The sequence below is a fragment of the Bacillus sp. PS108 genome, assembly GCF_037963335.1.
Taxonomy (GTDB): domain Bacteria; phylum Bacillota; class Bacilli; order Bacillales; family Bacillaceae; genus Bacillus; species Bacillus subtilis.
The window spans coordinates 2,081,142-2,094,870 of record NZ_CP150155.1 but is presented as its reverse complement, the minus strand read 5'-3'; the positions used below and the strand labels follow the sequence as shown (position 1 = coordinate 2,094,870).

15 protein-coding genes and 1 other RNA gene are annotated in these 13,729 nt (G+C 41.4%); 10 read left to right on the top strand and 6 right to left on the bottom strand.

What is annotated here, in order from left to right; translation table 11 throughout:
• The first annotated feature begins 195 nt into the window (after positions 1-195).
• Positions 196-1,533: a sodium-dependent transporter gene (locus tag NSQ16_RS10540; protein WP_014480024.1), complete on the top strand. Its 1,338-nt coding sequence runs from the start codon at positions 196-198 to the stop codon at positions 1,531-1,533.
• 32 nt (positions 1,534-1,565) lie between these two features.
• Here the strand turns inward: NSQ16_RS10540 and NSQ16_RS10535 are convergent, their stop codons facing one another.
• The 3 genes from NSQ16_RS10535 to dhaS all read right to left on the bottom strand — a co-directional run bounded on the left by NSQ16_RS10535 (position 1,566) and on the right by dhaS (position 5,887).
• Positions 1,566-2,411, bottom strand: coding sequence for a superoxide dismutase (locus tag NSQ16_RS10535; RefSeq protein ID WP_015251901.1), 846 nt, complete (start codon positions 2,409-2,411; stop codon positions 1,566-1,568).
• On the bottom strand, positions 2,401-4,299 hold the full coding sequence (gene sqhC / locus NSQ16_RS10530) for a sporulenol synthase (RefSeq protein WP_064911730.1): 1,899 nt from the start codon (positions 4,297-4,299) through the stop codon (positions 2,401-2,403). Before sqhC ends, NSQ16_RS10535 begins: the two co-directional genes overlap by 11 nt.
• Before the next feature lie 100 nt (positions 4,300-4,399).
• Positions 4,400-5,887 (bottom strand): aldehyde dehydrogenase DhaS, encoded by a 1,488-nt coding sequence (dhaS, locus tag NSQ16_RS10525; protein WP_015714095.1) that lies wholly within the window; start codon positions 5,885-5,887, stop codon positions 4,400-4,402.
• A 229-nt stretch (positions 5,888-6,116) separates the two neighbouring features.
• Here dhaS and NSQ16_RS10520 point away from each other — a divergent pair, with 229 nt between their 5' ends.
• Positions 6,117-6,320, top strand: a complete 204-nt coding sequence (locus NSQ16_RS10520; RefSeq protein ID WP_003231245.1) for a DUF6501 family protein — start codon at positions 6,117-6,119, stop codon at positions 6,318-6,320.
• A gap of 356 nt (positions 6,321-6,676) precedes the next feature.
• The gene (locus NSQ16_RS10515) at positions 6,677-7,021 is read left to right on the top strand and encodes a PH domain-containing protein (protein WP_003220141.1); all 345 of its coding nucleotides are present in this window, start codon (positions 6,677-6,679) and stop codon (positions 7,019-7,021) included.
• 79 nt (positions 7,022-7,100) lie between these two features.
• Here the strand turns inward: NSQ16_RS10515 and NSQ16_RS10510 are convergent, their stop codons facing one another.
• The gene (locus NSQ16_RS10510) at positions 7,101-7,334 is read right to left on the bottom strand and encodes a hypothetical protein (RefSeq protein WP_003231251.1); all 234 of its coding nucleotides are present in this window, start codon (positions 7,332-7,334) and stop codon (positions 7,101-7,103) included.
• Between the two features lie 4 nt (positions 7,335-7,338).
• A complete protein-coding gene (locus tag NSQ16_RS10505; protein ID WP_004399338.1) occupies positions 7,339-7,602 on the bottom strand; it encodes a hypothetical protein in 264 nt (87 codons plus the stop codon).
• 66 nt (positions 7,603-7,668) lie between these two features.
• On the opposite strand from NSQ16_RS10505, the gene yocM reads away from it, so the two are divergent.
• Positions 7,669-8,145, top strand: coding sequence for a salt stress-responsive protein YocM (gene yocM, locus NSQ16_RS10500; protein ID WP_085187518.1), 477 nt, complete (start codon positions 7,669-7,671; stop codon positions 8,143-8,145).
• Here the strand turns inward: yocM and NSQ16_RS10495 are convergent.
• Positions 8,132-8,359 (bottom strand): hypothetical protein, encoded by a 228-nt coding sequence (locus NSQ16_RS10495; protein ID WP_015383862.1) that lies wholly within the window; start codon positions 8,357-8,359, stop codon positions 8,132-8,134. The two genes, yocM and NSQ16_RS10495, sit on opposite strands and share 14 nt — an antisense overlap.
• A gap of 77 nt (positions 8,360-8,436) precedes the next feature.
• Between NSQ16_RS10495 and NSQ16_RS10490 the strand changes: the two genes are divergently transcribed.
• The 6 genes from NSQ16_RS10490 to NSQ16_RS10465 all read left to right on the top strand — a co-directional run bounded on the left by NSQ16_RS10490 (position 8,437) and on the right by NSQ16_RS10465 (position 13,560).
• Complete coding sequence (locus NSQ16_RS10490; RefSeq protein WP_014480020.1) at positions 8,437-8,769, top strand: hypothetical protein; 333 nt, start codon at positions 8,437-8,439, stop codon at positions 8,767-8,769.
• Between the two features lie 72 nt (positions 8,770-8,841).
• Entirely contained in the window at positions 8,842-9,333 is a 492-nt protein-coding gene (locus NSQ16_RS10485; RefSeq protein WP_225722017.1) for a TraR/DksA family transcriptional regulator, read from the top strand.
• A 150-nt stretch (positions 9,334-9,483) separates the two neighbouring features.
• Complete coding sequence (gene azoJ / locus NSQ16_RS10480) at positions 9,484-10,110, top strand: FMN-dependent NADH-azoreductase AzoJ (RefSeq protein ID WP_003231260.1); 627 nt, start codon at positions 9,484-9,486, stop codon at positions 10,108-10,110.
• A gap of 235 nt (positions 10,111-10,345) precedes the next feature.
• Positions 10,346-10,532, top strand: a non-coding RNA gene (gene ssrS, locus NSQ16_RS10475) — 6S RNA.
• 141 nt (positions 10,533-10,673) lie between these two features.
• The gene (recQ, locus tag NSQ16_RS10470; protein ID WP_088326262.1) at positions 10,674-12,449 is read left to right on the top strand and encodes a DNA helicase RecQ; all 1,776 of its coding nucleotides are present in this window, start codon (positions 10,674-10,676) and stop codon (positions 12,447-12,449) included.
• Between the two features lie 247 nt (positions 12,450-12,696).
• Positions 12,697-13,560, top strand: a complete 864-nt coding sequence (locus NSQ16_RS10465; protein WP_003231267.1) for a 3D domain-containing protein — start codon at positions 12,697-12,699, stop codon at positions 13,558-13,560.
• The last annotated feature ends 169 nt before the right edge of the window (positions 13,561-13,729 follow it).

Here is a 13,729-nt window from a genome sequence, read left to right as displayed (position 1 = left end):
CAAGAACTTCAGCAGAAATTCTTACAAATTTCATAACATTCTCTTATTATAAATAATTTTCTGAATAATTCAATATTAGTTTTTGGCAGATGTCTATAGATATATGATGTAAACTAATTAAAATGTTCTTGACTATATAGGAAGATATTCTTACAATGAACCTTTATAATGGTTAGATCAAATAGGAGTGATACGGTGAAGGAAGCAAATCAATGGTCTTCGAAGCTCGGCTTTATTTTAGCCGCGGCAGGATCAGCTATCGGGCTTGGTGCGATATGGAAATTCCCATATGTTGCCGGAACCAGCGGAGGAGGCGCATTTTTACTTATTTTTATTTTATTTACGGTTTTAATCGGACTGCCTTTATTGTTAGGTGAATTCATCATAGGCAGAAGAACACAGAAAGATGCCGTTCAGTCCTATAAAACACTTGCTCCAGGAACGAAGTGGCATTGGATCGGTTATTTAGGCATGGTGACGTGCTTTATTCTTCTATCTTTCTACAGTGTCGTAGGCGGATGGATTTTAATTTATATTATAAAAGGCTTCACTGGCGGTTTATCGCAAACATCTGGTTTTGATACGATATTTGCAAGTACCATTTCAAATCCTTATTTGGCTGTAGGAGGCCAGCTGCTCTTTATGGTGGTAACAATTTTAGTTGTTGCAAAAGGGGTAAGCAGCGGAATTGAAAAAGCAAGCCAAGTATTAATGCCGGCGCTTTTTCTATTATTCATCATTTTAATGGTGCGTTCGGTTACACTTGATGGCGCGATGGAAGGAATCAAATTTTTCCTGATGCCTGATTTAACTGCAATTGATGCCAATACCATTTTATATGCAATGGGACAATCCTTTTTCTTATTAAGTGTCGGTGTATCTGTCATGGTAACGTATAGCGCTTATTTAGAGAAACAGGAAAATCTGGTACAGTCCGCTGTATCTGTAACTGTTATGAACATGCTTGTAGCTGTAATGGCCGGAATTGCGATTTTTCCAGCTGTCTTTTCATTCGGCCTCAAACCAGACCAAGGCCCGGTTCTGTTATTTAACGTGCTGCCGACTGTGTTTAATCAAATGCCGTTCGGAATTATCTTTTTATTAGCATTTTTACTTCTATTTTTATTTGCTGCATTGACATCTGCTTTTTCAATGCTGGAAATTTTGGTCGCAGTACTGTCGAAAGGCGATGTCAATAAGAGAAAACGATTCGCTTGGTTAGGCGGAATTGCTATTTTTATTGTCGGTGTGCCGTCTGCATTATCATACGGTGTCTTAAGTGACGTCTCTATATTTCATCTGTCTATTTTTGATGCGGCCGACTATCTTGTGAGCAATATTTTAATGCCGTTAGGTGCGTTACTGATTTCGATTTTTGTCCCGCTTAAAATACCGAAACAGGATTTGTTTGACGAGCTGAAAAGCGGTTCCAATCTTAAACGAAAGTGGTTTGCGGTTTGGCTGCTGCTCATTCGATATCTATCTCCTGTTGCCATCATCATCGTGTTTTTGCATGTGGTAGGGATTTTTTAAAACACGGAGCCCCCGAGGAAAGGGGGCTTTTTTTAATAGAGCTTCCAAACGACTTCTTTTGCCTGCTCAAAACGTTTTTCAGCCTCGCGCCAATCCACGACATTCCACCAGTGATCGACATAGCTGGCCCGGTCATTTTTGTATTGCAAATAGTAGGCATGCTCCCATACGTCAAGCGGTAAAAGGGGGATCACATCCCATTGGCTAAAGAGCTGGTGTTTTTCTGCCGTTAAAATCTCCAGCCGTCCTGATCGAGGTGCCCAGACCAGAATGGCCCAGCCGACGCCTTCCACTTTTTTAGCGGCCTGGGTAAAATGTTCTTTAAAAGCGGAATAGCTTCCAAATGAAAGGTCTATCATTTGGAACAATGCCCCTGTAGGACGCCGTTTTCCGTTTGGATGCATAGAAAACCAAAAAATACTATGCAAATAATGGCCTGCTCCATGGAACGCAAGCTCTCTTTCCCAATGAGTGATTAAGTCATAATTCTTTGTCGCTCTCGCTTTTTTAAGCTCTGATTCTGCTTTGTTCAGGCCATCGACATAGCTTTGATGATGTTTTGTATGATGAAGGACCATAATATCGCGTGAAATATAAGGTTCTAAGGCGGAGTATTTGTAAGGAAGCTTTGGCAGCACGTGTTTCCCTATAGGGACATAAGCGCGTCTTTCACTTGTATCATCTGATTCTGTAATATCCCGATAAAGGGCAGCGGCCTGTTTATACCAATCTTCTTCTGTTGTTTGATCATCTTCCAGAGCCTCAATCATCTTGTCGATTTGATCTTCAAACTGGTCAAGCTGTCCTCGCTTTTGAATCTGATCTTTCAGGGCTTCACACCAATTGAACATCTCCGTTTGATAAGATTCACGTTTCATTTGCTGTCTCCTTTTCAATAGAATCTAAATACTTTCCGACAGCCAGCAAAGAGAATACATATGGATAACTGTGATAGCGAATATAAAATTGCTTCGGCAATCCGATCCCTGCTGGATATGCGAGGCTATCGGCACTATGCGAACTGCTGTCGGTAAGGTATTGCATGCCATTCACAACTGACGGGTGTTCGGAATTTTCATATGTGAGCAAAGCGTCTAAAGCCCAGGCCGTTTGTACAATGGTTCCTCTATGAAGCGGTACATATGTTTTGATTTCGGCGCTTTTGCAGGATTCTCCCCAGCTTCCGTCATCATTTTGTATGGATTTGAGCCAACGCAGAGCCTTTTGTATACCGGGATGCTTTCGGTCAACCCCGCATGCATGCATACCAGTAAGAGCAGCCCAAGTGCCGTAAATGTAGCAAACACCCCATCTGCCGTACCATGACCCATTTTGTTCCTGATGTTCGAAAAGCCAGTTCACAGCGCGTTGAATATGTTGATGTTTTTTTGTGAAGCCAACTTTCTCGCCTAAAAAGTGCAGTACACGTCCGGTGAGGTCGGCGGTTGAAGGGTCAACTGCAGCGTCCTCGGCGGATTCAAGCGGCAGCAGGCGGATCAGCGGATGGTTCACGTTTTTTTCGAAAGCAGAAAATCCGCCGTCATTGTTTTGCATCGATAAAAGCCAAGATACCCCCCGCTCCCATGCTGCAGGAGAATGATTGCGGGGAATCGCCTTTAAAACGGCTGCAGTGTCGTCACAGTCAGGGTTATTTGTATTAATGTTTGAAAACCCCCAGCCGCCAGGAACTGAATTTGGATTTTTGACAGACCAATCTGCTGTTTTGGTATGCTGGCGTTCTAGCAAAAAGTCGGCTGCTTTTGTAACAGAGCCATCCGTTTCGGTCACACCATTTTTTTGTAGGGCATAGCTGATTAGAGCTGTATCCCAAACAGTTGAAGTAGAGTTTTCCAGATAAGGAACCCCGTTGCATTTAGTCACCAGTGATTTAATGCCGGTAATCGCCCTCCTGATAATAGGAGAATAGCGTGACACACCAAGTGACAGAAGGCTGTAAACCATATATATGGTTGCGCTCGCATAGCTGTATAATGTTCCATCTTTTTCAATCCGGTCCAGCATATACGTTTTAGCTGTCTGTAGGCCCAGCTGCTGAAAAGCAAATGGTGCATGAAAAACGCGTTTCCAATGTGACAAAATAGACGTGAGATCTCTTTCTTCGAAAGCATCAGACCGAAGCCAAGTGAAAGGATTTTTTGTCATGTGCGGATCGAGATGGCGAAGAGATGAAATATTGCGGTTAATAAGGACAAATCGCTGATTGAGTGTTACAGCCATAGGAGCAAAATGAATACGGGCATATGAGCTGAACTGATAGAAATGAATCGGCAATGTTGGGGGGAGCGCCATGAGTGATAATGGTAAATACAAAGCAGGCCAAGGATAAAGCCCGTTCGCGGCAAGCATCCATTTTGTCATGAAATGAACATGTCTCAAACCGCCATGTGAGATGATAAATTGTTCAGCTTTCTTCATGTGCGGCTCAGATCTGTGAAAACATCCTGAAGCCAGCATCCCGACATATCCTTGGACGGTAGCCGTTAGATTTCCGCGCGTTTCATCGGGATAGTTGATAAATGTGCCGTCTGGCTGCTGTTTTGCATGAATGCCGGCTGCAAGGGATGATATCAGTTCTTTTTCATTTTCGCCTTCATCTAGTGAGGTAAGGAGCAAAATAAAAAAGGAATTTGTCATGATTGGTCCTTCAAAGCAAAATGTCCATGAACCATCAGCATTTTGCCTGTCTCTTAACTCGGTAATGGTTTTCTTTTGAAAACGCCTCACTTTCTCCTGAAGTGTGCCCATCACGCTCAACTCCTTCAGAAGCATATATATTCAGCGTCTTTTACTGCCATTACAGAAAGAAAAAAACTGCTGGCAGGCAGCAGTTTTTTAAACATACATGTTAGTCTTCAAGGTTTATCCATACACTTTTGACTTCTGTGTAATTATCCAAGGCATATGATCCCATTTCTCGTCCGAGTCCTGACTGTTTATAACCGCCAAATGGAGACGCCGCGTCAAACACATTATAGCAGTTGACCCAAACGGTTCCGGCTTGAAGACGGTCCGCGATATAGTGAGCCTGCTTGACGTTCTCTGTCCATAGTCCGGCCGCAAGCCCATATTCTGAATGGTTTGCCCGTTCAATAACTTCATCGACTGTTTCGTACGGAATTGCAGTCAGCACGGGTCCGAAAATTTCTTCTTTTGCGATGGTCATTTCGTCTTCAACATTCGCAAACACAGTCGGTGCGACAAAATATCCTGCTTCAAAAGGACAGCTTCCGCCGGTCACTGCTTTTGCTCCTTCATCTTTTCCTTTTTGAATATAGGAAAGAACGCGCTCATGCTGTTCCTTGCTTACGAGAGGCCCGATTTGAGTATCTTTATGAAGTCCCGCTCCTTGGCGGAGTGACTCAGCATAGGATGCCATTTCATCAACAACTTCATCATATTGGTCTTTATGAATGAAGACACGTGAGCCCGCACAGCAGACTTGGCCCTGGTTAAACATCACACCGTTTAAAGCGCCCGGGATGGCTTTTTTCAAATTCGCATCCGGCAGAAGAATATTAGGCGATTTTCCGCCCAGCTCCAATGTCACACGCTTAATGCTTTTCGCTGCGGTGGACATGATTTTCTTTCCGATTTCAGTGGAACCGGTAAAGGCAATTTTATCAACCGCTTCGTGGTTCGTCAGCGCTTCTCCCGCATCTTCACCGAATCCTGGGATGATGTTGATTACACCGGCAGGGAAACCGGCTTGGTCAATTAATTCTGCCAAATAAAGAGCTGAAAGCGGTGTTTGTTCAGCCGGTTTGAGGACGATTGTACAGCCTGTTGCAAGTGCCGCGCCCATTTTCCACATCGCCATCAGGAGCGGGAAATTCCATGGAATGATCTGGCCGACGACACCGACAGGCTCATGACGCGTATAATTAAAATAAGCGCCGGAAACCGGAATCGTCTGTCCTGTTATTTTTGTACACCAGCCGGCGTAATAGCGCATATGCTCAATAGCCAGCGGAATATCTCCATTAGTCGTTTCATTGATCGGTTTCCCATTATCAAGTGTTTCAAGCTGAGCAAGCTCAGTTTTATGCTCTTCCATTAAGTCTGCCAGCTTATACATCAGTCTGCTTCTCGAAGCTGGAGACATTGTTCTCCATTCACCTTGGTCAAAGGCTTTCCGGGCAGCTTTAACCGCTTTGTCCACATCCGCAGCCTGGGCTTCATACAGCGTCATCAAGGTTTCGCCGGTCGCCGGGTTTGGAGTGTCAAAGGTTGCCCCTGAGGCACTCGGAACAAACTTTCCGTCAATATAAAGCTTCTTTGTTCCCTGTAAAAATGTCTCCAGCCTTTTCGTCACTTGCATCGTTAAAGAACTCATCCGTAACAAACCTCCAGTCATTTTTTATGGTCTGTTCTGAGATTCTTGGTGATAGCACATTGATTCCTGGATTGAATAGCAGAAATAAGCTGTGATAGTTGCTTCAAACGTAAGCGTATACAAACATTCTATAATAGGAATCAAGGCAAAATCAATGAATAACCGATATTGCAATTTACAAAAGAAAAAAGCTACAATAAGCTTATAGATAAGAAAAGGAGATTTCATCATGATTCATAAAAATTGGCTTGAAAAAGAAACAATTAAAAAAGTAAAGTGTGTGCAGACAAACGCAAAAAAATATATCGTAAACCGCGTTTTAACGCCGGGAAAAGAATATGAAGTAAAAAATGAAACAGAGGAGTTTCTCTTTGTGGTCGACAATACGAATAAAGTCGGCGGCTATTATAAAGAATACTTCGAAGAGATGTAATGCTTCCTTGAAGCATCAGACAGATTTTGTTAAAAGTAGTCGATCCATAAAACCGCAGCTCAGCTGCGGTTTTTTTGTGGTTAAAACAGGAAATATAAAACAAAATTAAAAAAATCATTAAAAACCGCTTTTTTATAAAAACATTGCTGAATATTGAAACTTTTTTCTCTATCTGTGCGTATTACTTGATGACAACAGCTTAAAAGCCAAAAAACAAATCAAAAATTTGAAAAATGTAATCTGTTCGTAATGGTTTAAATGTCTTCTATGTCGTATTCTTATATAGGGATAAAGGACTTATTTTTATGTAGTGAATGATAAAACAAATAGATAAATGCAGAAAGAGGGGTTCTTCATTGGGTATTTTTTCTGTTAGTAGATCAACGGACGCAAAGAAGCTTGAGGCTTTGCTCGTTGAAGGGGAAAGAATAGAATCGATTTATAAGCTCCGAGTGGACCAAATTTGCTTTACAAATAAGCGGATCATTTTCTTTGACAATAAAATGTTTTCCAAAAAGAAGGTTCGTGTATTTCTTCCATATAAAACAATTGAAAGCTTTGCCATCCAAGAAGCGGGAATGTTTGATCCGGACACTGGGCTTTTATTGATGACAAGAAGCAAAACGTTCGAATTAGAATTTGCGAAAGACACCGATTTAAGCGAGGTTCAGGCGGTGCTGACAAAGCATTTGTGCAGCTGAATATTTGATGAGCCAGCCGTTCAAAAAATGGTTAGGCTTTTTTTTATAAAAAAAACAGGGCATGTGCGCCCTGTTCTTATTACACCACACTGTTTTTCGCTGAGTTCGAATCAACAAGATCTGCATCTAATACATTTGAAATCGGTACGACAAGAGGAGTAAAGTCGCCATTTTCTTCTCCAAACCCTTGATTTATTTTAGCTGATAAAAAGTAATCGACCTGCTGATACGGACCGAGTGTTAAAGAGGAACCTCGATCCATCGTATTGATTTTAAATCCGCCGACATTCACGACGGAGGGTGAAAAGAACATCTCATCACTTCCTTTTGATTGAGGAGTTAACCGCTTCACTTTCAAAAGAGGCCGGAGAATCAATTTGGTCTCTGTCATCCACATGGCTTCTCGTGCCCATAAATCCGCTCGCATCTCCAAAATTCTGTCCGTAGCCTTGATTTTTTTTATCTGAATTTTGCCATTCTGCCAATAAATTTTGTCCTACGTTAACCGCTGAAGCATTTTCAAAGGAATTAATTTTCAGCATGAAAATATTAATATTGATATACGGAGTTGGTTGAACCACAGGCAAACCTCCTTTCTATAGTTGTATGCTGGCGGTTATAAAGTATGTTAAGACAGGGGGCTTCAAATGGATTTCGAAAAGATGAAGCAGTGGATGGAATTCGCGCAGCAGATGTACGGCGGTGACTTTTGGAAACAGGTATTTGATGAAGACCAAAAAACCCCTTTTATGACAAATGGCCAATCTCCGTTTCCGTTTTCGCAGCAAGATCAGCGAGGGAAAGGAGATGCTTCATTTCCGAGCATGGATATTGTAGATACCGTTGCGGAAGTACAGTTTTTAATTTATCTTCCAGGCTACCGTAAACAAGACGTTCACATATTATCGTACGGAGATTATTTAGTGGTGAAGGGGCAGCGCTTTTCCTATTTTAATGAACAGGACTTTCGCCAAAAAGAAGGAAAATACGGAAGTTTTGAGAAGAAAATTCCGCTTTCCGATCATCTTCATGGAAAGATGAATGCCATTTTTAAAGACGGAATCCTATACATCACTATTCAAAAAGACGAAGGTCAAGCGAAAACCATTGTTATTGATGATTGATTTTCATACTGAGTGCATCTGCCCCATCACGGTCATCAATTGATTCAATCGGAATGACCATAACAATAACATCTGCATTTTGTTCCCCAAAACCGTTATTTCTTTTGATAGCAGAGCACCTGTTCCTTAACTCCGCAGAACCAAAGGTAAGGGATGATCCGGTGCCTATCGAGTTAGTCTTGAGATGAGAAATATTGATGTTAGTCGGAAGCATGAAAACCTCTCCTTTCTATGGGATATACCTCATTATATATGTAGACGAAAGAGGAGTATGCAAAGGGTCGTGATGTCATGAAAAAAATGTTCCGGTCGCTGATCAGGCATTGCTTGAAACCAGAACTTGACAAACTGCGTGAATGTGAAGAAAGACTCTCAGTGATTGAGAAACAAAAACAAAGCAGCAAACAAGAGTCTGAAGAAACCTATATACATATTGAAACGCTGAATGTCGAAAAAATTGACTATCATCTTGAATTCGGCGAGCTGACCATTGATGAACTGAGCGGCAGATTAAATATAGGCGCAACCTATTATATACCGCCAGAAGAGAAGGACAAAAAGTGCCAACGAAAACCCGAAGCACCATCGACGCCAGCGGTCACGATCCGTTCAAAAAGGCAGTAGCTTCTTTCCATCGATGTTTCCATGTTTGACAGAAGGCAAAACGGGAAACAGGATAGAAAGGAGAGGATATACATGGCACTGACAAAAGAACAAACACAGCATCTCTATCATAAATTGCTCGATATGCAAAAAGAATTGTCTGGCGAGAAAAAGGAAACAGAATCAATGACGGAAGAAGTGGGGGAGCTTTCCAACGGGGTTGACAACCATATGGCAGACCACGGGACGCTCGTCACAGACCGGATGACAGACCAAACAGTGAAAGAGATTGACCGGGAGCTGTTAGAGGAGGTCAACCGTGCATTACAAAAGATGAAAGACGGAACTTACGGTGTGTGTGAAAAAACCGGCCAAGACATTCCTTACGAAAGACTTGAAGCTGTTCCCTATGCAAGAATGACAGTTGAGGCTCAAGCTAATGTGGAGGATGATCTGGAGACAGATGCTCCTTCTTATGAAAGAGAGTTTCATGAACAGGTAAAAGACTTATCCAACAAAGAAACAATTGATCAAAAAAGCTCGCAGACGTATGAAATCTTGGATCGTGAACAAGATTCGAAGTAAAAATGGCAAGCAAGTACACCGATATTAGATGTACTTGCTTTTTTTTGAAAAAAAATCTCATATTCAAAATAAAGTGATTGACTTTACGTAAAAAAGAAAGTAACATACTATTTGTAAGTAAATATAAAAAGTTTACCGGGAGGAATACAAATGTCTACAGTTTTATTTGTAAAATCAAGCGACCGTACAGCTGAAGAAGGCGTTTCAACTAAACTTTACGAAGCTTTCTTAGCTGCTTATAAAGAAAACAACCCTAATGATGAAGTGGTTGAATTAGATCTTCATAAGGAAAACCTTCCTTACCTTGGCAGAGATATGATTAACGGAACATTTAAAGCAGGTCAAGGAATGGAAATGACAGAAGATGAGAAAAAACAAGCAGCAATTGCTGACAAATATCTGAACCAGTTTGTAAAAGCTGACAAAGTTGTTTTCGCATTCCCGCTTTGGAACTTCACAGTGCCAGCAGTGCTTCATACTTATGTTGATTATCTGTCTCGCGCAGGCGTTACATTCAAATACACACAAGAAGGACCAGTCGGTTTAATGGGAGGCAAAAAAGTTGCGCTTCTTAACGCTCGCGGCGGTGTCTACTCAGAAGGACCAATGGCTGCACTTGAAATGTCATTAAACTTCATGAAAACAGTTCTTGGTTTCTGGGGTGTTCAAGACTTGCACACAGTTGTCATCGAAGGACATAACGCAGCACCTGATCAAGCGCAAGAAATCGTTGAAAAAGGTTTACAAGAAGCAAAAGATCTTGCTGCAAAATTCTAATAAAGCCAAGACTCCTATCGTTACAAATAGGAGTCTTTTTGTATATACACATTAATATAGAAGAAAATAATCATTCGCTTTTAGCAATAAAGGCTATTTTTTTATTGTAATATATTTTTTGTTTGTCGAATTGTCAGGTATTTTGGAGAAAAAACAGTTTTATTCACTGGAAAAAGTTTTTCTAAACAATTGTTCTGACCTCTTGATTAAAACCGCCTGATGGTGTACTATATTAAAGAAGCTACTTTGTGCGTATTGTTAATTAAGTTTTAACCTTTAAGCTGTAATAGGGAGTTTTATATCGAAGCCGGAATGTCATGCCTCCATTGCAGAGGACGACAGGAACGTTTCTGCAAACACCCACTTTGAGGAGTGGTGGTTTAAAACTTTCTTACTTGCATACGGCAAGACGTAGCGAAAGCCATTTCCTTTTCGGAAATGGCTTTTTATTTTATCTAAAAAGGTTTGGTATAGTGAATATTCCATTTTTGTGTGAAAGAAATGAAGGCCGCTTTTTTATGATATGATGGGAGAAATTCAAGGAAAAGCGAGGTTTACACGTTATGTTACATAGAGCCCAATCCCTTCTGGCTCATTATTTTGGTTATGAGAAGTTTCGGAGCGGCCAAGATGAAGCGATCCGCTTGGTGACGGAAGCGAGGCAAAATACGGCCTGCATTATGCCGACGGGAGGCGGCAAATCGATTTGCTATCAGATTCCGGCATTAATGTTTGAAGGGACGACGATCGTCATTTCACCGTTGATTTCCTTGATGAAGGATCAAGTTGATGCGTTAGAAGAAGCGGGGATTAACGCCGCCTACATTAACAGCACACAATCCAATCAGGAAATATATGAGAGGCTGAACGGACTCAAAGAAGGAGCTTATAAGCTTTTTTACATTACACCAGAGCGACTAACGTCCACAGAATTTATCCGGATTTTGCAGGGCATAGATGTTCCTTTGGTCGCAATAGACGAGGCGCACTGTATTTCTCAATGGGGCCATGATTTCAGGCCAAGCTACAGGAATATTGAAATCTTGTTCCGTGAATTACACGACAAGCCTGTCATCATGGCGTTAACAGCAACAGCCACACCCGAGGTTCATGATGATATTTGCAAACAGCTGCATATTCAAAAAGAAAACACGGTATATACCGGATTTTCCCGAGAGAATTTAACCTTTAAAGTAGTAAAAGGAGAAAATAAAGATCGGTTTATAGACGAATATGTGCAAAACAACAGGCATGAAGCAGGAATTGTCTATACCGCGACCAGAAAAGAAGCTGATCGGATATATGAGAGATTGAAACGAAATCAAGTCAGGGCAGGTCGGTATCACGGAGGTTTGGCTGATGATGTGAGAAAAGAGCAGCAGGAAAGGTTTCTTAATGATGAGCTTCAAGTGATGGTGGCAACCTCTGCTTTTGGAATGGGTATTGATAAATCAAATATCAGATTTGTTCTGCATGCACAAATCCCGAAAGATATGGAAAGCTATTATCAAGAGGCAGGACGAGCTGGACGGGACGGTCTTGCCAGTGAATGTGTTCTCCTGTTTTCACCGCAGGATATTATGGTGCAGCGCTTCTTAATTGAGCAATCAGAACATGAAGAGAAACAAAAGCAGGATTTAAAAAAGCTGAGACAAATGGTCGACTACTGTCATACGGAAGATTGTCTGCAGCGTTTTATCCTTATGTATTTCGGAGAAAAGGAGCCTGATGCGTGCGGACAGTGCGGAAACTGTACCGATACAAGAGCGGCCCATGACGTGACGCGGGAGGCGCAAATGGTCTTATCTTGTATCATTCGCATGAAAGAACGGTTTGGCAAGACGATGGTTGCCCAGGTGCTTGCCGGCTCCAAAAATAAAAAAGTTCTTGAAAACGGCTTTTCCGACCTTTCAACATACGGGATATTAAAACACCAATCCGTTGGCGAAATCAGTGATTTTATCGAATTTCTTATTTCTGACGACTTCATCAGGATGTCAGACGGAACGTTTCCGACTCTTTTTGTCAGTAGTAAAGGAAGGAATGTGCTGAAAGGAGAATTATCAGTAGCGAGAAAAGAAGCGTTAAAAGCGGCAGCGATTACTGAAAATGACGAGCTATTTGAACGATTGCGCATGGTTCGGAAAGAAGTTGCGGCTGAGCAGGGTGTTCCGCCATTTGTTGTTTTCTCTGACCAAACGTTAAAAGAAATGTCAGGAAAACAGCCCGTAAATGATGATGAACTTTTGTCTATAAAAGGAGTCGGAGAACAAAAAAGAGCAAAATACGGCCGGCTTTTTTTACAAGAAATACAAGCTTATGCAAGGATGACAGACTAAAAAAACAGAAAAACAATCTTTTTTTCTATAAAAAACACATTTTATTTTCTCTGTTTCGCCTCAAAATAAAAAGACCTGCGAAGCCTATTATATCAAGGGTTCAGCAAGTCTTTCCATCAGAGAGAAATCCTTCATGTAAAGGAACTGTAATCTAAATCATATCTTTTTGTTATTGATTTGACATTTACGTGTGTTACGATATCACCTGTTAGCCGCCAATAAAAAGCTAACAAGGGAGGATTTACTTATGAAGAAGACGATTATGTCCTTTGTGGCAGTTGCTGCACTTTCAACAACTGCATTCGGAGCTCACGCTTCTGCAAAAGAAATTACGGTGCAAAAGGGTGATACGCTCTGGGGAATCTCTCAGAAAAATGGAGTGAACCTAAAGGACTTAAAAGAATGGAACAAGTTAACTTCTGATAAAATCATTGCAGGAGAAAAACTGACCATTTCTTCAGAAGAAACAACCACGACTGGGCAATATACAATTAAAGCGGGAGATACGCTTTCTAAGATTGCTCAAAAATTCGGCACGACAGTCAACAACCTGAAAGTTTGGAATAACTTAAGCTCTGACATGATCTATGCTGGATCAACTCTTTCAGTAAAAGGTCAGGCAACAGCAGCAAACACAGCTACTGAGAATGCGCAAACAAACGCACCTCAAGCTGCGCCAAAACAAGAGGCTGTGCAAAAAGAGCAACCTAAACAAGAAGCTGTACAACAGCAACCTAAACAAGAAACAAAGGCTGAGGCAGAAACTTCTGTTAACACAGAGGAGAAGGCTGTTCAATCAAATACAAATAATCAAGAAGCTTCAAAAGAACTAACAGTTACTGCTACTGCTTACACTGCTAACGACGGCGGCATTTCCGGCGTTACAGCTACAGGCATTGACTTAAATAAGAACCCGAACGCGAAAGTTATTGCGGTTGATCCTAATGTAATTCCGCTAGGTTCTAAAGTCTATGTTGAAGGCTACGGGGAAGCAACAGCAGCAGACACTGGCGGCGCTATTAAAGGAAATAAAATCGACGTATTTGTACCAAGTAAAAGTGATGCTTCTAATTGGGGCGTCAAAACTGTAAGTGTTAAAGTCTTAAACTAATAATATAGATTGTGATAAAAGACATGAGCTTTTGGCTTGTGTCTTTTTTTGTTCTACTTAGAGCTGTTTATATCATAAGCTGATAAAAGAAAGTGGTCCCGTTTTTCTCTTTATGTGCGATTCAGGGGCTCTCGGGTTAAATGATTGGTTCCACATTACAGAGACATTC

Excerpts from the sequence above, each read along its gene's own strand:
- NSQ16_RS10535 (WP_015251901.1), bottom strand. The coding sequence starts at position 2,411 with ATGAAACGTGAATCTTATCAAACGGAGATGTTCAATTGGTGTGAAGCC.
- sqhC (WP_064911730.1), bottom strand. The coding sequence starts at position 4,299 with ATGGGCACACTTCAGGAGAAAGTGAGGCGTTTTCAAAAGAAAACCATT.
- dhaS (WP_015714095.1), bottom strand. The coding sequence starts at position 5,887 with ATGAGTTCTTTAACGATGCAAGTGACGAAAAGGCTGGAGACATTTTTA.
- NSQ16_RS10520 (WP_003231245.1), top strand. The coding sequence starts at position 6,117 with ATGATTCATAAAAATTGGCTTGAAAAAGAAACAATTAAAAAAGTAAAG.
- NSQ16_RS10510 (WP_003231251.1), bottom strand. The coding sequence starts at position 7,334 with ATGTTCTTTTCACCCTCCGTCGTGAATGTCGGCGGATTTAAAATCAAT.
- yocM (WP_085187518.1), top strand. The coding sequence starts at position 7,669 with ATGGATTTCGAAAAGATGAAGCAGTGGATGGAATTCGCGCAGCAGATG.
- NSQ16_RS10495 (WP_015383862.1), bottom strand. The coding sequence starts at position 8,359 with ATGCTTCCGACTAACATCAATATTTCTCATCTCAAGACTAACTCGATA.
- NSQ16_RS10490 (WP_014480020.1), top strand. The coding sequence starts at position 8,437 with ATGAAAAAAATGTTCCGGTCGCTGATCAGGCATTGCTTGAAACCAGAA.
- NSQ16_RS10485 (WP_225722017.1), top strand. The coding sequence starts at position 8,842 with ATGGCACTGACAAAAGAACAAACACAGCATCTCTATCATAAATTGCTC.
- azoJ (WP_003231260.1), top strand. The coding sequence starts at position 9,484 with ATGTCTACAGTTTTATTTGTAAAATCAAGCGACCGTACAGCTGAAGAA.
- recQ (WP_088326262.1), top strand. The coding sequence starts at position 10,674 with ATGTTACATAGAGCCCAATCCCTTCTGGCTCATTATTTTGGTTATGAG.
- NSQ16_RS10465 (WP_003231267.1), top strand. The coding sequence starts at position 12,697 with ATGAAGAAGACGATTATGTCCTTTGTGGCAGTTGCTGCACTTTCAACA.